Below are 24,395 nucleotides of genomic sequence, written 5' to 3'. Positions count from 1 at the left end.
GACCATCTGACCAGACTCTGTTGAACGGCAACGGAACGCCACGCTACGACGTGGGAAACGCAACGGCAAGCGGAGGGGCCGACATCCAGGTGACTCACACCTGACGGTGGGCTGCGGGATGATGTCCGCATGCCGTATCTCGACGACGACGAGCAGCCGCTGCAGCGGATCGACCTCGCGCAGATCCCCCCGACCGGCCGCCTGTTCCGGCTCGAACGTCGGATCGGGTTCCAGGAGCACGCACCAGACGGCCCCGTCGTCTGGGCGCCGGCGCACGACGACGCGCGTGACACGGACGACGCGCGTCGACGGACGGACCTGGCATCCGTACCCGGGGTGCTCTGGAGCTTCATCGGCAGCTACGGCCGCCAGTCCGCCCCCGCGATCGTGCACGACCACCGGGTGTCCCTCGCACTCGGGCTCCCGTCGGAGGAAGCGCTCACGCAGCGCTTCGAGGACGACCGGCAGTTCCGGGTCGGTCTCCGGCAGCAGCGGGTGCCGCTCCTCCGCGCCTGGCTGATGTGGGCCGTGGTCTCGGTGGAACGGTACCTCCGGCACGCCCCGCGCCTCGCCGCGGTGCTCATCGGGCAGTCGGTCCTCGGCGTGCTGGCGATCGTGGCCGCGACGATCGGCCTCGTGACCCCGCTGCTCGGCGTGCAGAGCCCCGCGTGGCTCGCCCTCGGGATCGCTCCCGCGGTCTTGGCGGTGTTCTGGCGCGAGGAGCGGAGACTCCTCGTCTGGTTGCCGTATGCGGGTGCGCTGCTGGCACCGCTGCTGCTCGTCCAGCTCGTCGCCGTCGGCGCGTTCCGCCTGCTCGAGCTGCTCGTGCGGGAGACGATCGACCGCCCGTTCCTCGACGACTCCCCCGGCCCGGTCGTCTCGCCGACCCTTCGCTGACCCGCTCCGGGCGAGGGTCGCTCCGAAGGTGCAGTGCTCCCTGTCTCAGGAACGCCCCGGCGTGTCGGAGAGGGGGGGTCCGACACGCCGGGACGCACCTGAGACAGGGAGCGCGGCCTAAGTGCCCGGGAGCGTACCGAGCCCGTCGACGACCGGGATCGCGGCCAGGAGGCGCTGCGTGTACGGGTCCTGCGGGTCCGACCAGACGCGGTCCACCGGGCCGTGCTCGACGATGCGTCCCGCACTCATCACGGCGACGTCGTCGGCTATCACCCGCACGACGGACAGGTCGTGGCTGATGAACAGCAGCGCCGCTCCGGTCTCGACCGCCAACGTCCGCATGAGCTTCGCCACCCGCGCCTGCAACGAGGCGTCGAGCGAGGCGATCGGTTCGTCGCCGATGAGCAGCTCCGGCCCGGCCGCGATGGCCCTGGCGATCGCGATGCGCTGCCGCTGACCACCGGAGAACTGGTGGGGGTAGCGGGTCCGGCTGGCGGCGTCGAGCTCCACGTGTTCGAGGAGCTGACCGACGTCCCAGGCGTCGCGGACCGGGTTCACCCGGAGGCCGTCCTCGATCTGGCTCCCGATCGTCCGTCGCGGGTTGAGCGAGGCGTAGGGGTTCTGGAAGACCATCTGGATGCGCAGGAGCTCCGACGGGCGCTTGCGGAGACCGAGCTTGCCGATGGGCGTCCCGTTGAACGTGATCGATCCACCCGAGGTGGGTTCGAGCCCGCACACGGCACGGGCGAGCGTCGACTTGCCACAGCCCGACTCCCCCACGAGCCCGAGGACCTGGCGCGGCTCCAACTCGAAGCTCACGCCGTCGACCGCGTTGAGCGCGCCACGACCGGGCAGCTTGTACGTCACACGGACGTCGTCGAGGTGCAGCAGCGTCATGACGCCGCCTCCGTTCCCGTGTCGGGCAGCGCGTCGATGAGCGCCTTCGTGTACTCGTGCTGCGGATCGGTGATGACCTGGAAGCGGCTGCCGTGCTCCACGATCTCGCCGAGGCGCATGACCGCGATCGTGTCGGCGAGGGCGGACATGACCCCGAGGTCGTGGGTGACGAGGATGATCGCGATGCCGAGCTCGTCGCACAGCTTGCGCAGCAGCCGCAGGATGCCGGCCTGCACCGTCACGTCGAGCGCCGTGGTCGGCTCGTCCGCGATGAGGACGGACGGGTCGCACATGAGTGCCGAGGCGATCGCGATGCGCTGCAGCTGTCCGCCCGAGAACTGGTGCGGATACTTGCGCAGCGCCGCCTCCGGATTCGGGACCGCGACCAGGCCGAGCATCTCGAGCGCCCGCGCACGCGCCGCCGCCTTCGACGCTCCGGTGTGGTGCCGGTAGTGGTCGACGAGTTGCGCCTCGACGGTCAGCATCGGGTGCAGGCTCGCGGTGGGGTCCTGGAAGATCATCGCGATCTCCGTGCCGCGGTACCGGTTCATCGTGCGCTGCTTCAGCCCGACGAGTTCGGTGCCGTCGAAGCGGATGCTCCCGCCGAGGTCGGCGCCCGCGGGCAGCAGTCCGCAGATGGCGAGGCCGGTCATGGTCTTCCCGGAGCCGGATTCACCGGCGAGTCCGGTGATCCGCCCGGCGGGGACCTCGAGGTCGATGCCCCGCAGGATCTGCTTGGCCGCGGCGCCGCGACCGAAGCCGAGGGTGAGCCCCTCGATCACGATGCCGCCACCCGTTCCGCCTGCCGCGCTCGCTCCGGGTGTCATGTCGTGTCCCTTCGGTGCGTCGGTCCCGCCGTGCCGGCCGCTCACAGGGCACGCCCCTGGACGGCTTCCTGCGAGCGCGGGTCGAGGGCGTCGCGGAGGGCGTCGCCGAGGAAGTTGAAGGCGAGCACCACCGTGAGGATGGCGAGTCCCGGGAAGACCGCGATCCACCAGGAGGAGAAGTTCTGCACGCCGTCCGACACCATCGCGCCCCAGTCGGGCGTCGGCGGCACCGCGCCGAGACCGAGGAAGGACAGGCCGGACAGCAACAGGATGGCCGTGCCGACGTCGAGGGTCGCGAGGACCACGACCGGCGAGACGACGTTCGGCAGGATGTCCTTGCCGAGCGAGGTGAACGGCCCGTTGCCGAGCAGCCGGCCAGCGATGACGTATTCGGCACCGCGCGCGCCGATGACGAGCGAGCGGGTGACGCGGGCGTAGGCCGGCCAGGAGACGATGAGCATCGCGATGACCGCGTTCGTGAGGCTCGGGCCGAGCGCGGCGGCGATGACCATCGCGAGGATGATCGTCGGGAACGCGAACACGAGGTCTGCGATCCGCATGATCGTCTCGTCGAGCGCCTTGCCGAAGTATCCGGCGATCGCCCCGAGCAGGGACCCGATGAGCATGGCGAAGACCACGAGCATGAGGGCGAGCGGGATCGAGACCTGGGCGCCGCTGATGACCCGCGACAGGACGTCACGGCCCACCTGGTCGGTGCCGAACCAGTGCTCGGCGCTCGGTGCCTGCAGGCGGTCGAAGTCCTGCGCGAGCGGGTCGAACGGGCGGATCCACGGTGCGAGCACCGCGACGAGCAGCCAGAAGAGCACGATGACGCCACCCGCGACGGCGAGCGGGGTGCGCAGCTGCTTCGAGACGCGGAAGCGGCCCTTGCGCCTGGTCTGGACGGCGAGGACGTCGGTCATGCCACCCTCACTCTCGGGTCGATGAAGCCGTACAACACGTCGACGAGGAAGTTCAGGCCGATGTACACGAAGCCGACGATGAGCCCGACGCCCATGATCGCGGGCAGGTCGAGTTTGGTCGCGGCCGAGTACGCGTACTCACCGAGGCCGTGCCACGAGTACACCTTCTCGACGAGCACCGTGCCGGACAGGAGCGAGCCGAAGGCCACACCGAGCACGGTGATGATCGGGACGAGCGCCCCGCGGAGGACGTACCTGGTCACGACGACGTGCCCCGGCAGGCCCTTCGCCCGGGCCGCCCGCACGTAGTCGAGGTCGAGCACCTCGAGGATCGCCGATCGCGCGAAGCGGGTCAGCAGACCGATCGTGTAGAGCGCGAGCACGGACGCGGGCAGGATCAGGTGGGCGATCGCGTCTCCGAAGGTCGACCACTGCCCGGCGAGCAGGGCGTCGATCGTGTACATCCCCGTGACCTTGGGCGGCGGGATCGCGGCGGGCGAGAGGCGGCCCGAACCCGGGAACCAGTGCAACTGCGAGAAGAAGACGAAGTAGACGACGAGCGCGAGCCAGAACGACGGCACCGAGATGCCGATGAGGCTCACGACGCGGATGACCTGGTCGGTGATCGTCTTCCGGCGGAGCGCGGCCCACATGCCGAGGCCGACGCCGATGATGATCGAGATGACGATGGCCGTCAGCGCGAGCTCGGCGGTCGCCGGGAAGGCCCGTCCGAGTTCGTCCGCGACGGCGCCGCGGGTCTGCTGCGAGGTCCCGAGGTCGCCCTGGAACAGGTTCGCGACGTAGGTGACGTACTGGACGGGCAGCGGCTTGTCGAGGCCGGCGTTCTCGCGGAACTGCGCCACGATCGCCGGATCCGCCGCAGCCTGCTCGCCGAGGGCCGCCTGCACCGGATCGGCGGGGACGAGGTTGGTCAGCGTGAAGGTGACGAGCGTCACCCCGAACATCAGGAGGACCGTGAGGCCGAGCCGGATGCCGAGGTAGCGCGCGAGCGGGTGGAGACCCGCTCGCGCGCTGGACGTCGTCGGTGCGACGCTACTTGATTCCGGCAAGATCGACGGTCCACGTCGGGTTCAGCGGAACCTCGGTGATCGTGGTCGCGGTGACCACGTTCTGCGCCGGCTGCAGGAGCGGGATGAACGGTCCGCTCGCGTTCTGCGCCTTCTGGAGCTCCTGGTACGCGGCGGCACGGGCATCCGTGTCGGTCGCGGCGAGCGCGGCGTTCGCCAGGTCCGTCACGGTCGGGTCGGCGCCTGCCGCCCAGCCGGCACGGAGGCCGACGAGCTCACCCGGGGTGAACGCGAGGTAGTTGGACGGGTCCGGGAAGTCCGGGCCCCAGTACCAGAGGCCGACGGTCTCCTTACCGTCCCGGTAGGCGTCGAGCTCGGTGGCGACCGGCGCCGGGGCGAGCGTGACGGTGATGCCGACCGACTTCAGCTGCGCCTGGACGGACTCGGCGATGCTCTGGAGCGAGAGGCCCTGCACGGTGATGTCGTTGGGGAAGTTGAGGGTGACCGCCTCCCCCGCGTAGCCGGACTCCTTCAGCGCCGCCTTCGCGGCGTCGGCGTCGAACTGGTTGCCGTCGGCCGCGTCGAGCGCACCGTTGAAGATCGAGGGGATGAACCCGCCGGGGCGGACCGATCCGTCACCGGCGAGGTCGACGATCTTGTCGTAGTCGATGCCGAGCTTGACGGCTTCGAGGAACTTCGGGTTGCTCGTGATGTCGCTGACCGCAGGGTCCTGGTTGAGCAGGAGGAAGATCATGTACCGCGAGGGGTTCGCGATGATCTTGACCTTCGAGTCGTCGAGTTCGGCGACCTGGTCGGGGTTGAGGTCGAGGGCGACCTGCGAGTCACCGGCCTCCACGTTGAGCTTCTGCGTGGGTCCCTGCACGTTCCGGAGGACGACGCGCTCGTAGGCGGGCTTCGTGCCGGTGTACTCCGGGTTCGCCGTGAAGACGACCTGTGAGGCGGCGTCAAAGGACTCGAGCTTGTACGGGCCGGAGCCGGCGGACGTCGTGTTCAGGAAGGACTCGGCGGCGTCGTCGGCGGTGGCGGTGCCGCCGTTCTCCTCGACGACCTTCTTGTTGACCACACCGAGGGCCGGGTTCGGGAGGATGAACGGCAGCGCGGGGTTCGGCGTCGCCGAGGTGAGCGTGAGGGTCGTGTCCGAGGTCTTCTCGATCGTGACGCCGTCGAGGAGGAAGGACGGGTTGCCCTTCACGCCCTGGACGCGCTGCAGCGAGAACACGGCGTCGTCGACGGTCACGTCGGATCCGTCGGAGAACTTCTTCCCTTCCTTCATCGTGAGCGTCATCACCGTGTTGTCGGCGTTCATCTCGTAGCTCGCGAGGCCGTCGACGGGAGCGGTCACGTCGTCACCCTTGAAGGTGAGCAACGTCTCGTAGAGCGCCTTGGCGACGATCGAGCCGGTCGTCTCGTACTCGCGGTTCGGGTCGGCGGTCTTGAGGTCGAAGGACGCGTCGACGACGAGCGACTTGCCTGCTGAGGAGTCGGAGCCACCTGACGGGGAGCAGGCGGCGAGCGCGAGGCCGGCGGCGAGGGCGAGGCCGAGGGCCGCCATGCCGCGCCGACTGGTGCGGCTGAAGGATCGTGACAAGGTGGAGCTCCTTATCTGCTTGGAGGGATGAGCTGAAAGTAGTGTCATCAGCGATCATTCGTCAATCTACAAGCCGTTACCAAAGAAGAATTGTCTCGATCTCGCGCGCGAATTGGCATATCCTCTCAATCAGCCGCCAGGACCACCGCTGAATCTGGACGTTTGGAGCATTCGATGCAACTCGACGACACCCACATCCGCATGTTGGAGCTCCTGCGCGAGGACGGCCGGGCCTCGGTCGCCGCCCTCGCCGAGCACCTCGGGATCTCGCGCTCGAACGCCTACGCGCGGTACGAGGCGATGGTCAGGGCAGGCGTGCTGAAGGGCGTCCACGCCGACATCGAACCGGCGACCGTCGGGCTCGGCGTCGCGGCGATGGTGTTCATCACCCTGCGGCAGAGCCAGTGGGCGGACTTCCGCGCGCGGCTCTCCTCGGTCCCCGAGTTGGAGTACTTCGCGGTCACCACCGGCGAGCACGACGCCATGATGCTCATCCGCGCCCCCGACGTCGCGGCGATCCACGAGCTCGTCGCCACGAGGCTGGCCCAGTGGCCGTCGATCAAGGCCACGACCACCGTGTTCCTCATGGACGAGGAACGCTCGGACGTGTCGCTCCGCATGGCGCGGTCGGAGCGGACGAGCGTCGAGGACTCCGGCGAGCGCTTCGGCATGACGCGGTTCGTCCGCACGAGCGACGAGCGGGCTCAGCGGGTTCCGGAGCGACGCGGCCGCTGACGACCGGAGCCGCACGGACCTGGTGCGGAGGCGTCAGGCCGCGACGATCTCCCGGCACACACTGACGTGGGCCTGGCCGTCGGGGCCGATGAAGTCCTCCGTGAGGATCAATGCGCCATCCTCGCCACGGGAGATGATCGAGCTGGCCTCGCCCCTCGTGGTGCGGTCTCCGGCACGGTTGCGGTGGACGAACGAGATGTCGATCCGCTCGCCCGTCCGGACGCCGCAGAACCGCCCGACGGAGACCGTGTCGCCGACGTACTCCCCCCACAGCACCCCATGCGCCTCGTGGTAGACGAAACGGGTCGGGGCGTCGGCGTCGACGACACTCGCCGACGAGGACACCATGTCGAACACCCGCGCATCGAGGTCGACATCGAGCGGGGTGGTGGTGCCGGCATCGGCGGTTCCTGTCATGCCGATCATTGTGCGGAGGGGCCCGAACAGGTGTCAATCCGTCGACGATCCGTCCACCAACACCACGGTCGTCGCCCGACCTTCGGGACGAAACGTCGGTTCCGGCCGACCGGACAGGATGTTCCGCTCCGTGATACCGCGTCGCCTTGACGCCGTCCACCCACGGTGGCTAACTGATCTCCATGTGTCCAGACAGCATCGAATTCCGTGACCCTCGCACGCAGCCACTCCCCCAGGACGACGCCTTCGGGGACTTCCTGGCGAGCGGCTGGGGCGAGGTCGACCGCTCCGTCGACCTCGCGGAGGGCGCCGGTGCTGCCGCCGGACGACACCGCGCGATCCTCGGCGCCCAGTTCGCCGGTCGTTGGATCGTGGTCACCGCCGGGCGCGCCGTCACCCGTGCGAACGACACCGAGTTCCCGTTCCGTCCGGACAGCGACTTCGTGTGGTTGACGTCCTGTCAGGCCGAGGGCGCCGTCCTGATCATGCGCCCGACCGCGGGCGGTCATGACGCGACGCTGTTCCTGCCGGAGCCGGTCGGCCCCGGTGAGGAGGCGTTCTACGCCGACGCCATGCGCGGCGAGCTCTGGATCGGTCCGTCCGCCGGACTCCGGCAGTGGGCCGAGGCGCTCGAGGTCGAGGTGCGGTCCCTGGAGGCCCTGGACGAGGCGCTCGCGCTCGTTCCCACCGAGGCAGCCAGGGCAGGAGCAGCGGAACCCCGTGTCGACGGTCGCTTCGGCGCCTCCCGCGAACTGCTCGTCGCCCTGTCCGCGGCGAAGCTCGTCAAGGACGAGTGGGAGATCGGGCAGCTGCGAGCGGCGGTGGACGCGACGGTCGGCGGGTTCCGCTCGGTCGTGCACGAGCTGCCAGCCGCGATCGCCTTCGGTGGCGAGCGCTGGCTGCAGTCGACCTTCGAGCGCCATGCCCGCACCTTCGGGAACGGCGTCGGCTACTCCACCATCATCGGCAGCGGCCCCCACGCCCCCACCCTGCACTGGACCCGGTGCGACGGGCCGGTGCTGCCCGAGCACCTCATCCTCATGGACGCGGGGGTCGAAGCCCGATCGCTCTACACCGCGGACGTCACGCGCACCTTCCCGGCCGGCGGTACGTTCACCACCGCCCAGCGCGAGGTGCACGACCACGTGGAACGCGCCCACCGGGCGGCCATGGCCCAGGTCGGCCCGGGACGCTCGTTCCTCGAGATGCGCAATACGGCCTACGAGCACATCGCGACCAGCCTCGTCGAGCTCGGGATCCTGCAGGTCTCGGTCGACGAGGCGATGTCCCCGAACGGTCAGCAGCATCGCCGCTACCTGCCGAGCGGCACCGGGCACCACCTCGGTCTCGACGTCCACGACTGCGCCCGCATCGGCGACGAACGCTACCTCGACGAGCCGTTGCAGCCGGGGGCGGTGCTGACCGTCGAGCCCGGGCTGTACTTCCACGCGAACGACCTGACGGTCCCGCCGGAGCTGCGCGGGATCGGGGTCCGCATCGAGGACGACCTGCTCGTGACCCCGACGGGCCACGAGGTGCTCTCGTCGGCACTGCCGATCAGCGCGGACGGACTCGAGGCCTGGCTGCGGGGGTGACCCTCGGTTCACAGCTCAGGACCGTCGCCGCGGGTCGCGGCCCGTCCGGCCACATCGGCGGCGACTCGCCCGGTGCGTCCTGAGCTGCGAACGAGCCTAGGCTGGCACGGTGAGTCAGCCCGACGCGCCCATGCGCACCGCCGTCCGCCCGAGCCCCGGCGTCATCGCGACCCTGCGCAACCCGAAGGCGTTCAGCGTCGAGATCCTCGCGGGGATCGTGACCACGCTCGCGCTCATCCCCGAGGTCATCTCCTTCTCCATCATCGCCGGAGTCGACCCCAAGGTGAGCCTCATCGCCTCGGTCGTCCTCGCGATCTCGATGTCGATCCTCGGTGGTCGCCCGGCCATGATCACGGCCGCCGCCGGAGCCGTCGCGCTCGTCGTCGCACCGCTCGTGAAGGAGCAGGGCGTCGAGTACCTGCTGCCCGCGGTCGTCCTCGCCGGGCTCATCCAGATCCTCTTCGGGGTCACCGGGCTCTCGCGGCTCATGCGCTTCATCCCCCGCTCCGTGATGATCGGCTTCGTCAACGCGCTCGGCATCCTCATCTTCGTCGCCCAGGTGCCCCACCTGCTGGGCGTCCCGTGGCTCGTGTACCCGCTCTTCGTCGTCACGGTGCTCATCGTGCTCCTGCTGCCGAAGCTCACCGCGGCGGTGCCCGCGCCCCTCGTCGCGATCGTCGTGGTCACCGCGATCACGATGATCGCCCACGCGGCCGTGCCGACCGTCGGTGATCAGGGTGACGTCTCCGGCGGGCTGCCCGGCCTCACGGCACTCCTCGTCCCCCTGAACCTCGAGACGCTCGGGATCATCTGGCCGACCGCCCTGAGCGTGGCGTTCGTGGGACTGATGGAGACGCTGCTCACTGCGAAGCTCGTCGACGACATCACGGACACGACGTCGTCGAAGGGGCGCGAGTCGTGGGCGCTCGGCGTCGCCAACATCCTCGCCGGTTGGTACGGCGGGATCGCCGGGTGCGCCATGATCGGCCAGACCGTCGTCAACGTGAAGCTCGGTCGGGCCAGGACCCGGATCTCGACCTTCGTCGCCGGGATCTTCCTCCTCCTGCTCGTGACGGCGCTCAGCCCCGTGATGGCGCAGATCCCAATGGTCGCCCTCGCTGCGGTCATGATGATCGTCGCGATCAAGACCGTGAACTGGCACAGCGTGCGCCCGGCCACCCTGCGGCGGATGCCGATCCCCGAGACGCTCGTCATGGTCGTGACCGTCGCCGTCGTGGTGATCACGCACAACCTCGCGATCGGCGTCGCCGCGGGCGCGGTCCTCGCGATGGTGCTGTTCGCCCGTCGGGTCGCCCACGTCATCCGGGTCCGGCGGGTGCCGACGGCGGACGGCGGCTCCGTGCGCTACACCGTCATCGGCCCGCTGTTCTTCGGGAGTAGCAACGACCTCGTCGAGCAGTTCGACTACGCCGCAGACCCCGCGGACGTCGTCGTCGACTTCACCGCCTCCCAGATCTGGGACGCCTCGAGCGTGGCCGTCCTCGACTCCGTGCAGGAGAAGTACGCCGAACACGGCAAACAGGTCGTGTTCACCGGCCTCGACGAGCGCAGCTCGGCCTTCCACGGGAAGCTCACCGGCCACCTCTGAGCCAGGGGGCCCGTCAGGACGGCTCCGGAGTCGCCGATTCGCAGGGCGTCGGAGGATGATGGGGGTATGGCAGAAACCGGAACGCCCAGAGTCGCGGTCTACATCGACTTCGACAACATCGTCATCTCGCGCTACAACCAGCTCTACGGGAAGGCGGCGTTCAGCCGCGATCGCGCACGCTCCCACGTGCCGTCCACCGCACCGGAGGGCGACGAGATCTCCGAGCGTCTCCAGGCGGCCCGCGTCGACGTCGGCGCGATCCTCGACTACACGTCCTCGTTCGGCAACATCGTCATCAGCCGCTCGTACGCCGACTGGTCGGAGCCCGTCAACTCGGCCTACCAGAAGGACCTCGTCGACCGCGCCGTCGACCTCACCCAGATGTTCCCGACGACCAAGGCGATGAAGAACGGCGCGGACATCCGTCTCGCGGTCGACGTCGTCGAGGACCTCTTCCGACTGCCGGACCTCACGCACATCGTCATCGTCGCGGGTGACTCCGACTACATCTCCCTCGCCCAGCGCTGCCGCCGTCTCGGACGCCACGTGATCGGCATCGGCGTGGCCGGCGCGACGAGCCGGGCGCTCATGGCCGCGTGCGACGAGTTCTCGGACTACGACGACCTGCCGGGCATCGTCCGCCCCGTCGTCAGCAGGACGCCGCGCACCCCCGCCGCCGTCGACGCCACGGCGTCCGGCGCCAAGGCGGACGCCCCAGCCGAGGAGACCCCCAAGTCCACCTCCAAGTCCGGCGGTCGGCGCCGTGCCTCCTCCGCTCCGGCCGCCACGCCCGACGCGCCCGCGACGCAGGCACCGCCCCGGATCGGTGGCCTGTTCACCGAACCGGTCTTCAGCCACCGCGACGCCGATGACCTGGACGACGTGGACGAGGAGACGGCCGACCCCTCCGGCCCCGACGCCCAGCGCGCCGCGACCGAACTGCTCGTGCGCGCACTCCGCCTCGTGCACGCCAAGAACGACGACGAGGACTGGCTGCTGAACGCCGAGGTGAAGAACCAGATGATCCGCATGGATCCGGCGTTCAAGGAGAAGCCGCTCGGCCACCGCTCGTTCAGCGACTTCATCAACTCACGGTCGGACCTCGTCGAGGTGAACCCCGACGCGAGCCCCGACGGGCGACGACTGCGGTTGCGCGAACTGGGCTGAGCCCGAGCCGGCAGCAGGAGATCTGCGCCGCAGGAGGACCGATCGCCGAAGGGCCTCCTGCTCGCAGGCGGATCTCCTGCGGCGGCGCGGCTCAGGCGCCCCGGAAGAACGCCTGGACCGCGGCGCTCAGGGCGGCCGGATCGTCGATGTGACACAGCTCCCTGGCGGAGTGCATCGACAGCAGCGGTGTCCCGACGTCGACCGTCCGGATGCCGAGCCTGGTCGCGGTGAGTGGGCCGATGGTCGAACCGCACGGGACCGTGTTGTTCGACACGAAGTCCTGCGAGGTCACGCCGGCGGCGGCGCAGCTCCGGGCCCAGAGCGCCGCTCCGAGGGCGTCCGTCGCATAGCGCTGGTTGGCGTTGATCTTGAGGAGCGGTCCCCCGCCCGCGATCGGCCGGTTGGTCGGATCGTGGCGCTCGGGGTAGTTGGGGTGGATCGCGTGGCCGGCGTCCGCCGACAGACACCACGACCCCGCGTAGGCCTGCAGCCGTTCGGCGGTCGTCGCACCGAGGCCGGCGCCGATGCGGGTGAGGACGTCGTCGAGGAACGGACCGCTGGCGCCGGAGGTCGAGGACGAACCGAGCTCCTCGTGGTCGAAGGCGGCGAAGACCGAGATGTGGTCGGCTTCGTCCGTCGCTCCCCCGTCGCCGGCGGCCAGCAACGCCGCGAGTCCCGCGTGGACCGAGGTCAGGTTGTCCATGCGTCCGGCGGCGAACAGCTGACCGTCGAGACCGAACCGGCGGGGCTCCTGGGTGTCGGCGACGAGGACGTCGTACCCGGCGATCGCGGTGGGGTCGATGCCCGCGATCTCCGCCAGGTGCGCGAGAACGTCGGCGTGGGCGAGCTCTCCGACGCCGTAGACCGGCTGCAGGTGGCGCTGGCGGTCGAGGACCAGGCCGTCGTTGACCGCGCGGTCGAGGTGGACGGCGAGCTGCGGGATCCGGAGGAACGGCCCGGTGCGCACGAGGTGCACGGTCCCGTCGAGCGTGACCAGACGACCGGCGAGTTCGAGCTCTCGGTCCAGCCAGGAGTTGAGGAGCGGCCCGCCGTAGACCTCCACGCCGGCTTGCAGCCACCCGTGAGCGCCGATGGTCGGCTTCGGCTTGAGCTTGAAGCTCGGCGAGTCCGTGTGCGAGCCGAGGATCCGGAACGGGGTCGTCGGAGTGGCGCCCTCCGGCTGCACCCAGGCGATGATCGCGCCCTCGCGTTCGACGAAGAACCGGCCTCCACCGCCATCCCAGGACTCGGTCTCGAGCAGGCGCGTGAACCTGGCCGCCTCCAGCCGCCGCGCACTCTCCGCGACCGCGTGATAGGAGGTCGGCGAGGCGACGATGAAGTCGGCGAGGTCGGTGATGTGGGCGACGGAATCCATGCCTCCATCCTCCCACCAGCCGGTGTGCCGGACGCGGCGAGCCACGAGGCCCTACCCTGGACGGGTGACGAAGACCGGGACGCTCCTCGGGCCCGCCAGCGGCCTGTCCGAGGATCGACGCGGGCGCATCGCGCGCATCGTCGACGGCTGGTTCTTCGCCTTCGGAACGGCCGCCGCCGTCTTCCTCGCCTACGTCCTGCTGACGGAGGCCTTCGCCCGAGGGTGGGCCCAGGCCTGGTTCATCCTCGTCATCTACCTCGTCATCGCCTATCTCATCCTGCCGCGGCTGCACACGGTGCTCTCGCGCGTCTACCTGCCCGACTACTTCATCGGACGCACGCGCACCCGGGAGGGCATCCTCGGCGACCCCGTCAACCTCGGGTTCCGCGGCAGCGAGGAGCAGGTGCACACGGCGATGCTGACGGCCGGATGGACCCTCGCCGACGACCTCGGCCTCCGCGCCGACCTGCGGATCGTGTCCTCCACGCTGACGCGACGCAGCTATCCGGAGGCGCCGGTCTCCTCGCTCTACCTCTTCGGCCGCCCGCAGGCGTTCTGCTACCAGCAGGAGGTCGACGGCAGCCCGGGCAAGCGACACCACGTCCGGTTCTGGCCGACCCCTGAGGGCTGGCTGCTCCCCGGCGGGTACCAGGCCGACTGGCTGGCGGCCGGCACCTACGACCGCTCGGTCGGCATCAGCGTCTTCACGCTCCAGATCACCCACCGCATCGCGGACGACGTGGACGACGAACGCGACCACATCGTGGGGTCGATCGAGGCCGCCGGCGTCGGTGCCTCCACCTCCGTGATCGAGAACTTCTCGACGGGGTACCACTCGCGGAACGGGGGCGGTGACGCGATCATGACGGACGGGGACCTTCCGATCGTGGACCTCACCGCCGTCGTCGTCCCGGCGACCGCGACGCTCCCGCCGGCCGATGCACCGCCGACCCGATCACTCGTCCGAGCCGGTGAACCACGACCGCTCGACACCACGGTCGGTGTCCTGCTCATGGTCGTCGCGTCGTTGTCGTCCATCCTCTCCGGCGTCCTCCTCGTCTCCGACTGGAAGCACGTCATGGCCGAGGTGACCGCGACCGCCACCACGGCGGACGACGCCGTCCTGGTGCCGTGGGTCGTCGGCTTCGTCGTCGGCCTGTCCGCAGCCGTGACGCTGAGCTACCTGGTCCTCGCCTGGCGGGTCCACCTCGGCGGCAACCTGGCACGACTGCTCGCCATGGCCTTCAGTTCCACCTCGATCGCCACCCTGACCGCGACGTACCTCGCGGGCGCCGGTGGCCTCACCCTGCAGACCAACCTGATCGGCTTCGCCGTCGACTGCTCCATCATCCTCGCCCTCTCAGGAACCGAGGCCCGCGACTGGGCCCGTGGGCGACAACGACGCACGAGAAGGACCAGAGCATGAGCGATCTCCCGGAGCCGAACCCCGAGGGGCCACGGCCGGCGACCTCACTGAAGCGGGCACTCCTGCTCGGTGCCGCCATCGTCACGATCGTCGCCGGGCTGACCGTGCACTGGTCGGTCACCGCCGTCTGGGCCAACCCCGTCACGAACGCCCTCTACACCGTGCTCGTCGCCCTGCTGCTGGCGTTCGCCGCGCCACGGCTCCCGCTGTGGCAGGTCGCCGTCGGAGCGTTCGGGTTCTCCGCGGCGATCGAGTGCTTCCAGGCGACCGGCGTCCCGGCGGCATTGGCGGATCAGTGGGCGCCGTCGGCCCTGCTGCTCGGCACGACCTTCATCCCCACGGACTTCATCTCCTACGCCCTCGGTGCAGCGGCGTTCCTGTTCCTGTCGCTCGCGATCTCCCTGGCGATCCGGTGGATCCGCACCGACCTCCTCGAACGCCGGGCGCGTGCCGAGCGCGAAGCCCGTCGATCGGACCTCGATCCGGTCTGAGGACGCGTCAGCCCCGCGTGGACTCGCCGTACTGCACGGCCTCGAGGTCGAAGACGGCCTCGGCGAGCGCCGAGCGCGCAGCCTCGAAGGCCACATCGTCGGCGTCCGCGGTCACCCGGGCGTGTTCGAGGTGCCAGGTGGCGCTGCGGAGCAGTTCCACCGTGGTGGGGGCGGGGGAGGGCGCCCGGGTCGAGCCCGACGGCTGGCCCTCGACGGCCGCCGATCCGGCGGCACCGCCCTCGACGAACTCGATCGCGTCCGCGCCGTTCGCTCCGGTCTCGGTATATGCCTGCTTGTTCATGTGTCCTTCGAGTGTCGTCAGTCGGGGCAGTGATGGGGCGGCGATTGCCGGACCTTCCCCGGAATCACGGGAGATTGGCGCGTTCGTAGCGTATGCACCTTGCGGAATACGAGGTGGATGTCGTTGCTCCGGTCTGGCCATTGCGAGGAGTGTCGGCACGCGTCCGCGGTCGTCCGGCGTGTCCGCCGCCCCGAGCACCTGGAACCGCTCCAGACCGTGCTCGGCCCAGGAGGATGCTGTCCAGGCGCAGATCGCGGCGTCGAGGAGGTCTTCTCGATGCTTGTGCGCGGCCTCCTTCGTCGGCGAGGGCTCGTCCACGAGGAGCGCCGTCACCGGATGGGAGCGAAGCTGTAACGGCGGCGTCGCGGTGGTGAGGCGATCGAGCCGGGCGATCAGCTCATCGCAGACGTCCGCGCGCCGCTGGCGCCGTTCGGTCAGCGGGAGCGAGGCGTCGAGCTTCTTATATCGCGGACGCGCCTCGGTGTAGCCGAGTTCCTCAGCGCCGACGAGGGTCGTGTGCGGGTACGCCTCGAAGAAGACGATGTCCTCCTCGGCCGGTGTGCTCAAGCCGTCGGAGTAGTGCAGCCCGGCTGCCTCGAGCGCTCGGAACAGGGCCACCCCACCGAGTGCCGGAAGGCCCAGGTTCGACGGGTAGGCGGACACCTGCCACCGGCCGTAGCGCTGGCCGACCTCCCGCTCGCAGAGCCGCATCCCCGTGGCGTTCTGGACGAGGAGCGGCGCGTCGACCGCGATGACCGATCCGGGTTCGGCGGTCGCGAGGATCCACGAGACCACGGCGTCGATGCCGATGGCCCAGCCCGCGTCGACCACCGTCCCGGTCTCGTCGATGCAGACCACGCCCGACTCGTTCGCCACCCGTCGCTCGGTCCCCTCGCCCCAGGCGAGGTCGACTCCGAGGTAGCGGGTCACGGGTGAGTCCTTCCGGTGGAAGCGGCGGGCACCGCGGACCCGAGCCTACTGGCCGAGCGCCGTCCGCTCCTCCGATCCGACGGCGGGCCGGATCGGAGGAGCCGAGCAGCTGGACGGCCTCGTCAGGCGACGGGGCCCTCGATCAGCGCGATGTCCGCCGTCTGGCTCGTACCAGCGGATGTGGTCCACGTGATGGTGACCGTCTGACCGGGCTCGAGCGAGGCCATGGTCGCGGTGAGGGTCTGCGCGGAGTCGATGGGCGTCCCGTTCAGCCCGGTGATCACATCGCCCGCGGCGAGGCCCACCGAGGCGGCCGGCGTGTTCTCGATCACCGAACCGACGACGGCGCCCGCGCCGGTCTGCGCCGCACCGTCCGCGGCTGAACTCAGGCCGATGCCGATGAAGGCCGGGTAGCCGATCGAGACCGTCTGGGTCTCGACGCCGCTGCGGATCTGACCGACGATCGACAGCGCGTCGTCGATCGGGATCGCGAAGCCGTCGATGTCGGTGCCACCGGAGGACGCCGCGGTGTCGATCCCGATGACTTCACCCTCCGCGTCGTACAGCGGGCCGCCGGAGTCTCCGGCCTGGATGTCCGCGTCGGTCTGGATGAGGCCCGTGAGCTGCTTGCCGCCGCCCGTCGTCTCGTCCTGCACGGTGATGTCCTGGTCGAGCGCGGTGACCGATCCATCGGCGGCACTCGGCGTCCCACCCGTCCCGCCCGCATTGCCGACCCCGGTGACGGCATCGCCGACGGCCGCGCCGCCGTCGTCGTCGATCGTCACGGTGTCGAGTCCCGAGGCGCCGTCGAGTTGCAGGAGCGCGACGTCGTCGGTGGCATCCGTCCCGATGACCCGCGCCGTGTACTGCTGACCCGTGCTGACGACCGTGACCACGATGCTGGTCGCTCCCGCCACGACATGGTTGTTCGTCAGGATCTGTCCGTCGGCCGTGAGGACCATCCCGGTGCCGGCGGCGGCGCCGCCCTGGTAGCCGAGCTCGGTCTCGATGTCCACGACACCGACCGATTCGGCCGCGGTCGCACTCCTGGTGTCCGCGGTGGCGGCATCCGGAGTCGTCTGCTGTTGCGGTGGCGTGAGGCCGCCCGGCGCTCGGAAGCTCTGGCCGTCCCCGTCGGGAACCGTCTCGGCCACCTGGGACGACGCTGCGACGCTGTGGAAGGCGCCCGCGGCCAGGGAGGCGATGCCCAGCCCGCCGGTGACGAGGGAGACGACGGTCGCTGCGGTCGCGGCAGCGATGATCCAGCCGATCGGCTGCTGCTTCGGTGCCGTCGGTGGCTGCGGCGGGGTCTGCGGCGCCTGCAGCGTGGGCTGAGCGACGGATGGGCCGTCGGTGTACTGATGCGGTGCCGTGGCGTAGCCGTACGGCGTCGTCGCCATCCACGGCCGGCCGGGTGCGGCGGCGTTACCCGGGTACCCGGGCGGGGGAGTGACGTCCGTGCCGGGGGCCGGCTGGTACGACCCCGTCGGCTGCTCGTAGGCGTGGGCTGCGGCGGTCGGGTCTGCGGTGGCGGGATCGGTGGCTTCGGGTTCCGGGGTGTCCGGTCCTGTGGTGTTCGTCATGAAGGTTCCTCTCGGCGGCGAGTGCTGAGATCATCTGACTCCTGCAAACCGAGGGAATCGTCACCTGGGGCCAAGAGCCGCCTTTGAGGTTCCCGACCGTTCACCGGGTGTGGTTTGTGTACAGCCTGAGAGACAGGCCCTCGCACCTCCGGAACGGGGCCGGGCGGTCGCCGCGGTGTGCCCTCAGGACCGGGACAGCAAGGCCTCGAGCGCGGGTCGGGCCTCGACCTCCGAGATGTGACCGGCGACGACGAGCTCGGCCAAGCCGTGCACCGTCGCCCACACCGCCGTGGTGAGGGCGGCGACGACCTCGGCCGGCGCATCGGGCGCGAGAGAGGCGGTGGTCTCGGCGAGGATGCCCTCGACGGCGGCGATGAGCGGCGCCATCGCCGCGCTCGGCGCGCCCGGAGCGCAGACGTCCGGGTCGTAGATGACCCGGAACCGTTCGGGATGGTGGGCCGCGTACGCCACGTAGCTCGCGCCGACCCGGATGGCGATCTCCTGCGGCGTGCCCGCGGCCACGGCCGCCCGCTCGGCGCGCATCCACTCCAGGAGCTCCGACATTGACCGTTCACTCAAGCGCTTCAGCAGCGCCGTCCGGTCGCCGAAGTGGTGGTACGGCGCGTTGTGGCTGACGCCGGCGCGGCGGGCGACCTCGCGCAGGCTCAGCGAGACGTGTCCCTGTGTCCGCATGAGGTCGAGCGCAGCGTCTTCCAGCACGGGTCCGAGGTTGCCGTGGTGATAGGCCGTCGTCGATCTTGACACAAGCAACATCGTACCCGTACGGTCGTTCCCGTACCGATGTGGGCAGTGTCTAGATTCTGGACACTGTCAAAACCTACGACCTTTGGAGCACCCATGACCACCCTCGTCATCGACGGCCACCCCAATCCCGACTCCCTGTGCGCCGCTCTGGCGTCGGCGTATGCGGATGCCCACGGCGACGCGACGGTCCTCGCCGTCCGCGACCTCGCATTCGATCCGAACCTGCGGCTCGGCTACACCCACCGGCAGGAACTGGAGCCCGACCTCGAGCTCGCGTGGCAGCAGATCCTGGCCGCAGACCACCTCGTCGTCGTGGCCCCGGTCTGGTGGGGCTCCGTCCCGGCGCTGCTCAAGGGCTTCTTCGATCGGGTCCTGCTGCCGCGTCGCGCCTACCGGACGAAGGACAACGGGCTTCCCGAGGGACTGCTCACGGGGCGTTCGGGCCGCGTGATCGTCACGACCGACTCGCCATGGTGGTATCTCCCGCTGGTGGGGGACACGACCGTGAAGCAGCTCCGCACCACGACCCTCCGGTTCTGCGGGATCCGGTCCGTCGCAGCGAGCCGGTTCGGCCCGGTCAAGGGGTCGAGCGACGCGCGACGACAGGCGTGGATCGCGAAGGCGGCCCGGCTCGGGAGCGCGGACGCCTCGCGTCGGCCCGCGAGCGACCTGGGCTCGTCGGCAGCGTCGCTCAGTGCCCGTCCACGAGCCTGATGAAGGCACTGAGCTCGGCGACGCCCTCCGGGGTCGTCGGGAGGTACTCGGTGAGCGCGGGGGAGGAGACGAGGTAAGCCGCCCACTGCGCCCGCGAGATGCCGACGTTCAACCGGTTCTTCATCAGGAGGAACGACATCCCGCGCGGTACCTCGGCCGGCGCGGACGCGGCCAGGGTCACGATCGCGATGACCGCCTCCTGGCCTTGGAACTTGTCGACCGTTCCGACCCGGACGGTGCCGAACCCGGCCTGGTCGAGAGCCTCGCGCACCACCGCCACATGTGCGTTGTACGGGCAGACCACGATGATGTCGGCTTGCGTCAAGGGTGAGTCCGAGCGGCGGGAGTCGGGGTCGGTCCAGAGCAGGCCGATGCTCGAGCGGACGAGCTCGACGACGCGTTCGGCCTCCTCGACCGAGCTCGTGGCGTTGCCGACGTGACGGACGTCGACGATGTGGAGGCCTGGCTCGCAGCCGACGAGACGGCGGTTCGCCGTGGCGGCCGCCGACCGCAGCTCACCGCCGTACGACAGGCGCGAGACCGGCTCGGTGACCGCCGCGTCCATCCGCCAGGTCTCGTGGAGGAAGTAGCCGAGTTCCGGTGGCAGGACGTCTCGTCCATCGGCCACGAACCCGAGGGCGGAGGTGTCGATGGGCTCCGGATGCGTCCCCTGGCTCACCTGGGGGAGCTGTTGTGGATCGCCGAGGAGCAGCAGGTTCCGGGCAGCGACGCTCGCCGCGATCGTGTAGGCCAGGGAGAACTGACCCGCTTCGTCGACGACCAGCAGGTCGAGTGACCGGCGTGGGAACCGGTTGGGGTTGCTGAAGTCCCAGGCGGTCCCGCCCACGACGAACCCGCCGGCCTGCTCGTCCGCGTAGGCCGCGTGGCCGTTGGACGGCAGGATCGTGTAGCCGCGGTCGGCGTCCGGGTCGGCACCGGTCCGCAGCGTCTTCGCCACGAGGCCCGGGGCGAGGCCGGCCTTCACGATGCGTTCGAGCAGGTTCTCCACGACGTCGTGCGACTGGGCCACCACGCCGACACGCCACCCGTGCTGCTGCACCAGCGCGGTGATGACGTGCGAAGCGACGTAGGTCTTGCCCGTCCCTGGTGGACCCTGGACGGCGAGCGCTGAGTCGTCGAGGTCGAGCAGGGCGGCGGTGACGTCCGCGATCGTCTCGCGGTCGCCGTGGTGGGGGAGCGGACCACCCGAACCGGTGCGCGGCGGCCGGCGGCGGAGGATGTCGACGACACCGTCGCTCGGCCAGTCGGGCGATGCGTCGACGATGGCCTGCCCCCATTCGGCGATGGCGTCGACCTGCGTCCCAGGCCGGGGCGGGGGAGACGGCGTGAGCGCCACCGGCAGCTCGGTGTAGGGATCCCGGTCGGCCTTCAGCGTCTCCTGGATGAGCACGGAATCGTCGTCGACCTCGAGCACGGTGATCTGCCCGGCTGGACGGGAGCCGGGCTCGGCGCGGGTGACCGTGTACGGGCCCGGGTACTCGTAGACGGCGAAGGGGTCGGCGCCGACCTTCACGCTGCTGCCGGGAGCCCAGCGGCCGAAGAGGCGGACGTGCCGGCGATCGCTCCGCTGCCGCCCCTCCCGGAACCAGTCGCGCTCGACCTCGCCCGCGGTGACCGTGAAGACGTTGCGGGTGTCCTCCCAGTCGTCGCGCGCGGCGATGAGCCGTGAGAAGTGCTCCTGCCAGAACGACTTGTGTTCCCGACGGTGGTAGTCGATCGCGGCTGCAGCCAGGGCATACGCCGCCGCGTCGTCGGAACGTCCGGGGTCGAGCGGGTCGCCGGCCAGGGCAGTCAGGGCGTCGTGCAGGGGCGTCGGGTCGTCGATGAGCGGCTCCGGCGCATCGTTCACGAAGGTGCCGGGGAGCACGCCCCGCTCCTCGCCCAGGGCGAGGAGCCAGTTGCGGAGTCGGCGCGTGGACTCGCAGTCGTACTCGTTGTACTCGGCGATCTCCGCCAGTTTGCGCTCGCCCTCCGCGATGAGCGCCGGGTCGTCGCTGCGGCTGAGCTCGCGGGCGTCGGCGTACTCGGTGATCGACGCGGCCGCATTGGTGACCTCGCTGTCGCGGTGGTCGTCGCCCATGTAGAGGGGTTCGAGCTTCTTGATCGAGTACGACCGGGAGCCGACACGGACCGTCTTGCGGACGAACGGGTAGAGGTCGAAGAGCACGGCCTCCCGCAGGAGGTCGTCGATGACCTGCTCGCCGACGCCGTGTCTGGCGGCCAGGGCGAGCAGGTGCGTCCGTTCGTAGGCCGCGTAGTGGTAGACGTGCATGCCCGGGTACTCCGCCCGGCGGGCGGTGAGGTACTCGAGGAAGTGGATGAACGCGATGCGCTCCTCGTGGAAGTCGTGAGCCCACCAGGATCGGAAGACGCCGTCGGTGTCGACCAGCCCGAACAGGTAGTCGATGCCCCAGCGGGTGCGATCGCCTCGGCGGGCGTCGCCCGGCTCGCCCTCCGTGTACAGCGGGTCTCCCTCGAAGTCGAAGAAGATGTCGCCGGGATCGGGCTGCGGGAGGAGCCCGAGTGCCGCGGCGTCGTGGACGTGGAATGCCGGGACGCCGGGCTCCGAGGTGGGTTCGAGTTGCAGACGGGCTTGATCCCTCAGGGCCGCGAGCGTCGTCTCCGACACCCCGTCGACGGTGCCGCCACCGGTGGCCGGGTGCCCGTGGAACGCGCCGCCGGGGGCCGACCCGGTGAGGGCGAGGGTGGCGAGGTCGTCGATGGTGTGGATCCCGGCGGCCAACAGGCGGTCGCGCTGGGTCAGCCGGAGACCGGCCACCAGCAGGACGTCGCGTGACGCGGTGATCTCCGCGTCGCACCAGGCACAACGTCCGCAAACGCTGTACCGCTGGTCGCCCCACTGCACCGCGTCCGTGTCCTGCAGCCGCTCCGCGACGATCTGCACGAGCCGTGCGCGGCGACGCCGGTAGACCGGGAGGATGTCGGCGACGGCGTGCGTGCTGATCGTCCCGTCGCCCAGGATGAGGTCGACATCGTCGTCGACCGGCACCCCGGCAGCGCTGAGTTGTTCCACGTAGGCCGCGAGCTGCAACAGCGCCGTCACCTTCGGAGAGCGGGCCAGCTTGGTGTCTTGTACCCGGTACCGGCCGTCGGGCCTGCGGACGATGAAGTCGGCGAAGCCGATGAACGAGCCGTCGAAGAACGCGGCCTGGAAGACGATCGGTGCGCCGGCACGGAAGGCTGCGAGCGTCGACGCGACGGCGGCGGCGAGCGCCCCGGCGTCGCGGACGTCGGGGCGCTCGAGCTCGACCACGCCTGCGCCGAACTCCGCCCGGTAGGACTCGAGCACACGGAGTTCGTGTTGATCGCCCAGCTTCGAGGTGCGCATGAGCATCTCGTCCTCGGGCTCCTCGATCGGGTCGATGCGATCGAGCTTCGCGTCGATGGAGCGCAGGAAGGCGAATTCGCAATACGACGCGTTGGAGAGGTCGCTGGCACTCGTGATGGCGGAACCGTCGAGGAGGAACATCGGTGCGGTGGGTGCCTTTCGAGACGACGCTGCGGCGGGGGACCATCGCCCCCGATCGCTGTCAGTCTGGCACGCACCACCGACCCGCGGCCGCCCGTCCGCGACGCCATGAGCGGACGCCGTGCGACGCCTCCCTGGGGAGCACGGTCGCGCCGACCCGAGCGCCGGGTCCCCTACCCTGGAGTCTCCGACGACGACACGAGCGAGGGGGTCGGACCGGTATGGTCACCACGATCGAGGTCGTCGCGGGCGTCGCCTCCCAGGGCGACACCGTCTTCGCGTGCCGGCGCTCCCCTGAGCGGTCCTCGGGCGGCCGGTGGGAGTTCCCCGGAGGCAAGGTCGAGGCCGGCGAACGCCCCGAGGAGGCCCTCGCGCGGGAGCTGCAGGAGGAACTCGGAGCCGATGTCTCCGTCGGTCGTCTCCTCGACCGATCCGTCGTCGCGGTCGGCGCACTGCGGATCGATCTGGCGTGTTACGCCGTCACCTTCCGCGATGGTCCACCGGTGAGCAGCACCGATCACGATGAACTGCGGTGGGTGCCGCGGAACCGCTTGGCCGAGCTGGACTGGGCGTCGCCGGACCTCCCCATGGTCCGGCTGCTCACCGACGGCTGAGTCGACGGTCCGACGTGTCAGGCCCCAGCCCGCAACGGGATCCGGGCCAGGGTGCGGCCACTGAGCACCAGATCGTCGTGGGTCGAGGTGACCGCCAGTTCGTCGACCGTCCACTCGAACAGGGTCGCGTCCTGCCAGCGTTCCAGGAAGGCCGCGAGCGCGGCCGTCTCCGCCGGGTCGAGCTCGTCCCGGAAGTGGTGCATGCCGACCCCCACGAGCGGGACGGCACGTCCGCCGACCGCCCGCTGGATCGGTTCGAAGGCGTCAGCGGTGGCCGGGAGGTAACAGCGGCCGCGATTGAAGCCGCCGATCACGGGTCCGGCGAGTCTGGCTCGGAACGGAGCGAACGCGCCGACCGCCGATCGGAGACCGGTGAGGAGGTCGTCGGAGGCGTCGACGGAGGCGAGCGTGGCATGCAGCCGGTGGGCGCGACGCAGCTCGATGCCTCGCGCGAGCTTCGCGGCGAACGGCGCGGAGGCGAGGTCCGCCTCGTAGCTCAGGAAGATGGGGTCGACGAACAACCGCTCCACCGGCACGGGCACGACGACGGCGACGCGTGGTTCCACGTAGCGACCGGCCCGGTAGCTGCCATCGGGACTGGCTGCGAGCGCCAGCGGATGGTCGGCGTCGATGAGCGGGAGCTGAGCGTAGCGGTACCGCTCGTCGAAGGTGAGTTCCTCGCCGGGTTGGAACCGCGAGCGGACACCGTCCCAGGTGGCGAGCGGCCCGGGCGATCGCCGTCCGTCCTCGGTGGAGACGGCATCCGTGCGGACATCCTCGACGTCGGCCGTGCTCGAGCGCATCGAGCCCGGACGCCTGAGCCCTGCGACCGCACCGATCGGCAGCGCGCCGATGGTGTTTCCGGCTGAGCCGGCGGGAGAGGGCATGTCGTGAGGCTAGTCGAGCCTGGCTCCTCCAGCATCGGGGACACCCCGTATTCGGTCGATCAACTGAGTTTTTCCGGAACTCGGACGATCGATG

Annotated in this window: 21 protein-coding genes; 9 read left to right on the top strand and 12 right to left on the bottom strand. The window is 70.2% G+C overall.

Annotated features, from left to right (window positions below; translation table 11 throughout):
- The first annotated feature begins 129 nt into the window (after positions 1 to 129).
- On the top strand, positions 130 to 897 hold the full coding sequence (locus ASE44_RS13435; protein ID WP_056780595.1) for a DUF1353 domain-containing protein: 768 nt from the start codon (positions 130 to 132) through the stop codon (positions 895 to 897).
- Between the two features lie 117 nt (positions 898 to 1,014).
- Here the strand turns inward: ASE44_RS13435 and ASE44_RS13430 are convergent, their stop codons facing one another.
- From ASE44_RS13430 to ASE44_RS13410, 5 genes are read right to left on the bottom strand one after another with little or no spacing between them, the layout of a single operon-like run.
- A complete protein-coding gene (locus ASE44_RS13430; protein ID WP_056780592.1) occupies positions 1,015 to 1,794 on the bottom strand; it encodes an ABC transporter ATP-binding protein in 780 nt (259 codons plus the stop codon).
- A complete protein-coding gene (locus ASE44_RS13425) occupies positions 1,791 to 2,621 on the bottom strand; it encodes an ABC transporter ATP-binding protein (protein WP_056781219.1) in 831 nt (276 codons plus the stop codon). Before ASE44_RS13425 ends, ASE44_RS13430 begins: the two co-directional genes overlap by 4 nt.
- A 41-nt stretch (positions 2,622 to 2,662) precedes the next feature.
- Positions 2,663 to 3,544, bottom strand: coding sequence for an ABC transporter permease (locus ASE44_RS13420; protein ID WP_056780591.1), 882 nt, complete (start codon positions 3,542 to 3,544; stop codon positions 2,663 to 2,665).
- On the bottom strand, positions 3,541 to 4,614 hold the full coding sequence (locus ASE44_RS13415) for an ABC transporter permease (protein WP_056010295.1): 1,074 nt from the start codon (positions 4,612 to 4,614) through the stop codon (positions 3,541 to 3,543). The genes ASE44_RS13420 and ASE44_RS13415 overlap by 4 nt, the downstream gene beginning before the upstream one ends.
- The gene (locus ASE44_RS13410; protein WP_200921071.1) at positions 4,598 to 6,181 is read right to left on the bottom strand and encodes an ABC transporter substrate-binding protein; all 1,584 of its coding nucleotides are present in this window, start codon (positions 6,179 to 6,181) and stop codon (positions 4,598 to 4,600) included. Before ASE44_RS13410 ends, ASE44_RS13415 begins: the two co-directional genes overlap by 17 nt.
- Positions 6,182 to 6,355: 174 nt before the next feature.
- Between ASE44_RS13410 and ASE44_RS13405 the strand changes: the two genes are divergently transcribed.
- Positions 6,356 to 6,916 carry an Lrp/AsnC family transcriptional regulator gene (locus ASE44_RS13405; RefSeq protein WP_056010291.1) on the top strand — a complete coding sequence of 187 codons (561 nt, stop codon included), beginning with the start codon at positions 6,356 to 6,358 and terminating at the stop codon, positions 6,914 to 6,916.
- A gap of 33 nt (positions 6,917 to 6,949) precedes the next feature.
- Here ASE44_RS13405 and ASE44_RS13400 read toward each other — a convergent pair whose 3' ends face one another.
- Positions 6,950 to 7,333 (bottom strand): hypothetical protein, encoded by a 384-nt coding sequence (locus ASE44_RS13400; protein WP_200921069.1) that lies wholly within the window; start codon positions 7,331 to 7,333, stop codon positions 6,950 to 6,952.
- 182 nt (positions 7,334 to 7,515) lie between these two features.
- Between ASE44_RS13400 and ASE44_RS13395 the strand changes: the two genes are divergently transcribed.
- The 3 genes from ASE44_RS13395 to ASE44_RS13385 all read left to right on the top strand — a co-directional run bounded on the left by ASE44_RS13395 (position 7,516) and on the right by ASE44_RS13385 (position 11,704).
- Positions 7,516 to 8,928: an aminopeptidase P family protein gene (locus ASE44_RS13395; protein WP_056780583.1), complete on the top strand. Its 1,413-nt coding sequence runs from the start codon at positions 7,516 to 7,518 to the stop codon at positions 8,926 to 8,928.
- Between the two features lie 130 nt (positions 8,929 to 9,058).
- Positions 9,059 to 10,537, top strand: coding sequence for a SulP family inorganic anion transporter (locus tag ASE44_RS13390; RefSeq protein WP_056780580.1), 1,479 nt, complete (start codon positions 9,059 to 9,061; stop codon positions 10,535 to 10,537).
- Positions 10,538 to 10,603: 66 nt separating this feature from the next.
- Positions 10,604 to 11,704, top strand: a complete 1,101-nt coding sequence (locus ASE44_RS13385; protein ID WP_056780577.1) for an NYN domain-containing protein — start codon at positions 10,604 to 10,606, stop codon at positions 11,702 to 11,704.
- 91 nt (positions 11,705 to 11,795) lie between these two features.
- On the opposite strand, the gene ASE44_RS13380 is transcribed toward ASE44_RS13385, so the two are convergent.
- Positions 11,796 to 13,079, bottom strand: a complete 1,284-nt coding sequence (locus ASE44_RS13380; protein ID WP_056780574.1) for a M18 family aminopeptidase — start codon at positions 13,077 to 13,079, stop codon at positions 11,796 to 11,798.
- Between the two features lie 64 nt (positions 13,080 to 13,143).
- On the opposite strand from ASE44_RS13380, the gene ASE44_RS13375 reads away from it, so the two are divergent.
- Positions 13,144 to 14,505, top strand: coding sequence for an LssY C-terminal domain-containing protein (locus ASE44_RS13375; RefSeq protein WP_056780571.1), 1,362 nt, complete (start codon positions 13,144 to 13,146; stop codon positions 14,503 to 14,505).
- Positions 14,502 to 14,996: a DUF2809 domain-containing protein gene (locus tag ASE44_RS13370; protein WP_056780568.1), complete on the top strand. Its 495-nt coding sequence runs from the start codon at positions 14,502 to 14,504 to the stop codon at positions 14,994 to 14,996. Before ASE44_RS13375 ends, ASE44_RS13370 begins: the two co-directional genes overlap by 4 nt.
- A 7-nt stretch (positions 14,997 to 15,003) precedes the next feature.
- Here the strand turns inward: ASE44_RS13370 and ASE44_RS13365 are convergent, their stop codons facing one another.
- The 3 genes from ASE44_RS13365 to ASE44_RS13355 form a co-directional block, all read right to left on the bottom strand.
- On the bottom strand, positions 15,004 to 16,227 hold the full coding sequence (locus ASE44_RS13365) for a DUF429 domain-containing protein (protein ID WP_082456010.1): 1,224 nt from the start codon (positions 16,225 to 16,227) through the stop codon (positions 15,004 to 15,006).
- A gap of 122 nt (positions 16,228 to 16,349) precedes the next feature.
- On the bottom strand, positions 16,350 to 17,810 hold the full coding sequence (locus ASE44_RS13360) for a S1C family serine protease (protein WP_056780565.1): 1,461 nt from the start codon (positions 17,808 to 17,810) through the stop codon (positions 16,350 to 16,352).
- 183 nt (positions 17,811 to 17,993) lie between these two features.
- The gene (locus tag ASE44_RS13355; protein ID WP_056780562.1) at positions 17,994 to 18,575 is read right to left on the bottom strand and encodes a TetR/AcrR family transcriptional regulator; all 582 of its coding nucleotides are present in this window, start codon (positions 18,573 to 18,575) and stop codon (positions 17,994 to 17,996) included.
- Between the two features lie 93 nt (positions 18,576 to 18,668).
- Between ASE44_RS13355 and ASE44_RS13350 the strand changes: the two genes are divergently transcribed.
- The gene (locus ASE44_RS13350; protein WP_056780559.1) at positions 18,669 to 19,289 is read left to right on the top strand and encodes an NAD(P)H-dependent oxidoreductase; all 621 of its coding nucleotides are present in this window, start codon (positions 18,669 to 18,671) and stop codon (positions 19,287 to 19,289) included.
- On the opposite strand, the gene ASE44_RS13345 is transcribed toward ASE44_RS13350, so the two are convergent.
- Positions 19,267 to 22,800, bottom strand: coding sequence for a bifunctional RecB family nuclease/DEAD/DEAH box helicase (locus tag ASE44_RS13345; protein WP_056780556.1), 3,534 nt, complete (start codon positions 22,798 to 22,800; stop codon positions 19,267 to 19,269). The two genes, ASE44_RS13350 and ASE44_RS13345, sit on opposite strands and share 23 nt — an antisense overlap.
- Positions 22,801 to 23,021: 221 nt before the next feature.
- Here ASE44_RS13345 and ASE44_RS13340 point away from each other — a divergent pair, with 221 nt between their 5' ends.
- The gene (locus ASE44_RS13340) at positions 23,022 to 23,414 is read left to right on the top strand and encodes a (deoxy)nucleoside triphosphate pyrophosphohydrolase (RefSeq protein ID WP_056010271.1); all 393 of its coding nucleotides are present in this window, start codon (positions 23,022 to 23,024) and stop codon (positions 23,412 to 23,414) included.
- 17 nt (positions 23,415 to 23,431) lie between these two features.
- Here the strand turns inward: ASE44_RS13340 and ASE44_RS13335 are convergent, their stop codons facing one another.
- Positions 23,432 to 24,301 carry a hypothetical protein gene (locus ASE44_RS13335; RefSeq protein WP_056010270.1) on the bottom strand — a complete coding sequence of 290 codons (870 nt, stop codon included), beginning with the start codon at positions 24,299 to 24,301 and terminating at the stop codon, positions 23,432 to 23,434.
- Positions 24,302 to 24,395 lie beyond the last annotated feature (94 nt).

Source organism: Plantibacter sp. Leaf1 (assembly GCF_001421315.1).
Classification (GTDB): Bacteria; Actinomycetota; Actinomycetes; order Actinomycetales; family Microbacteriaceae; genus Plantibacter.
This window is presented reverse-complemented; position numbering and strand designations above follow the sequence as displayed.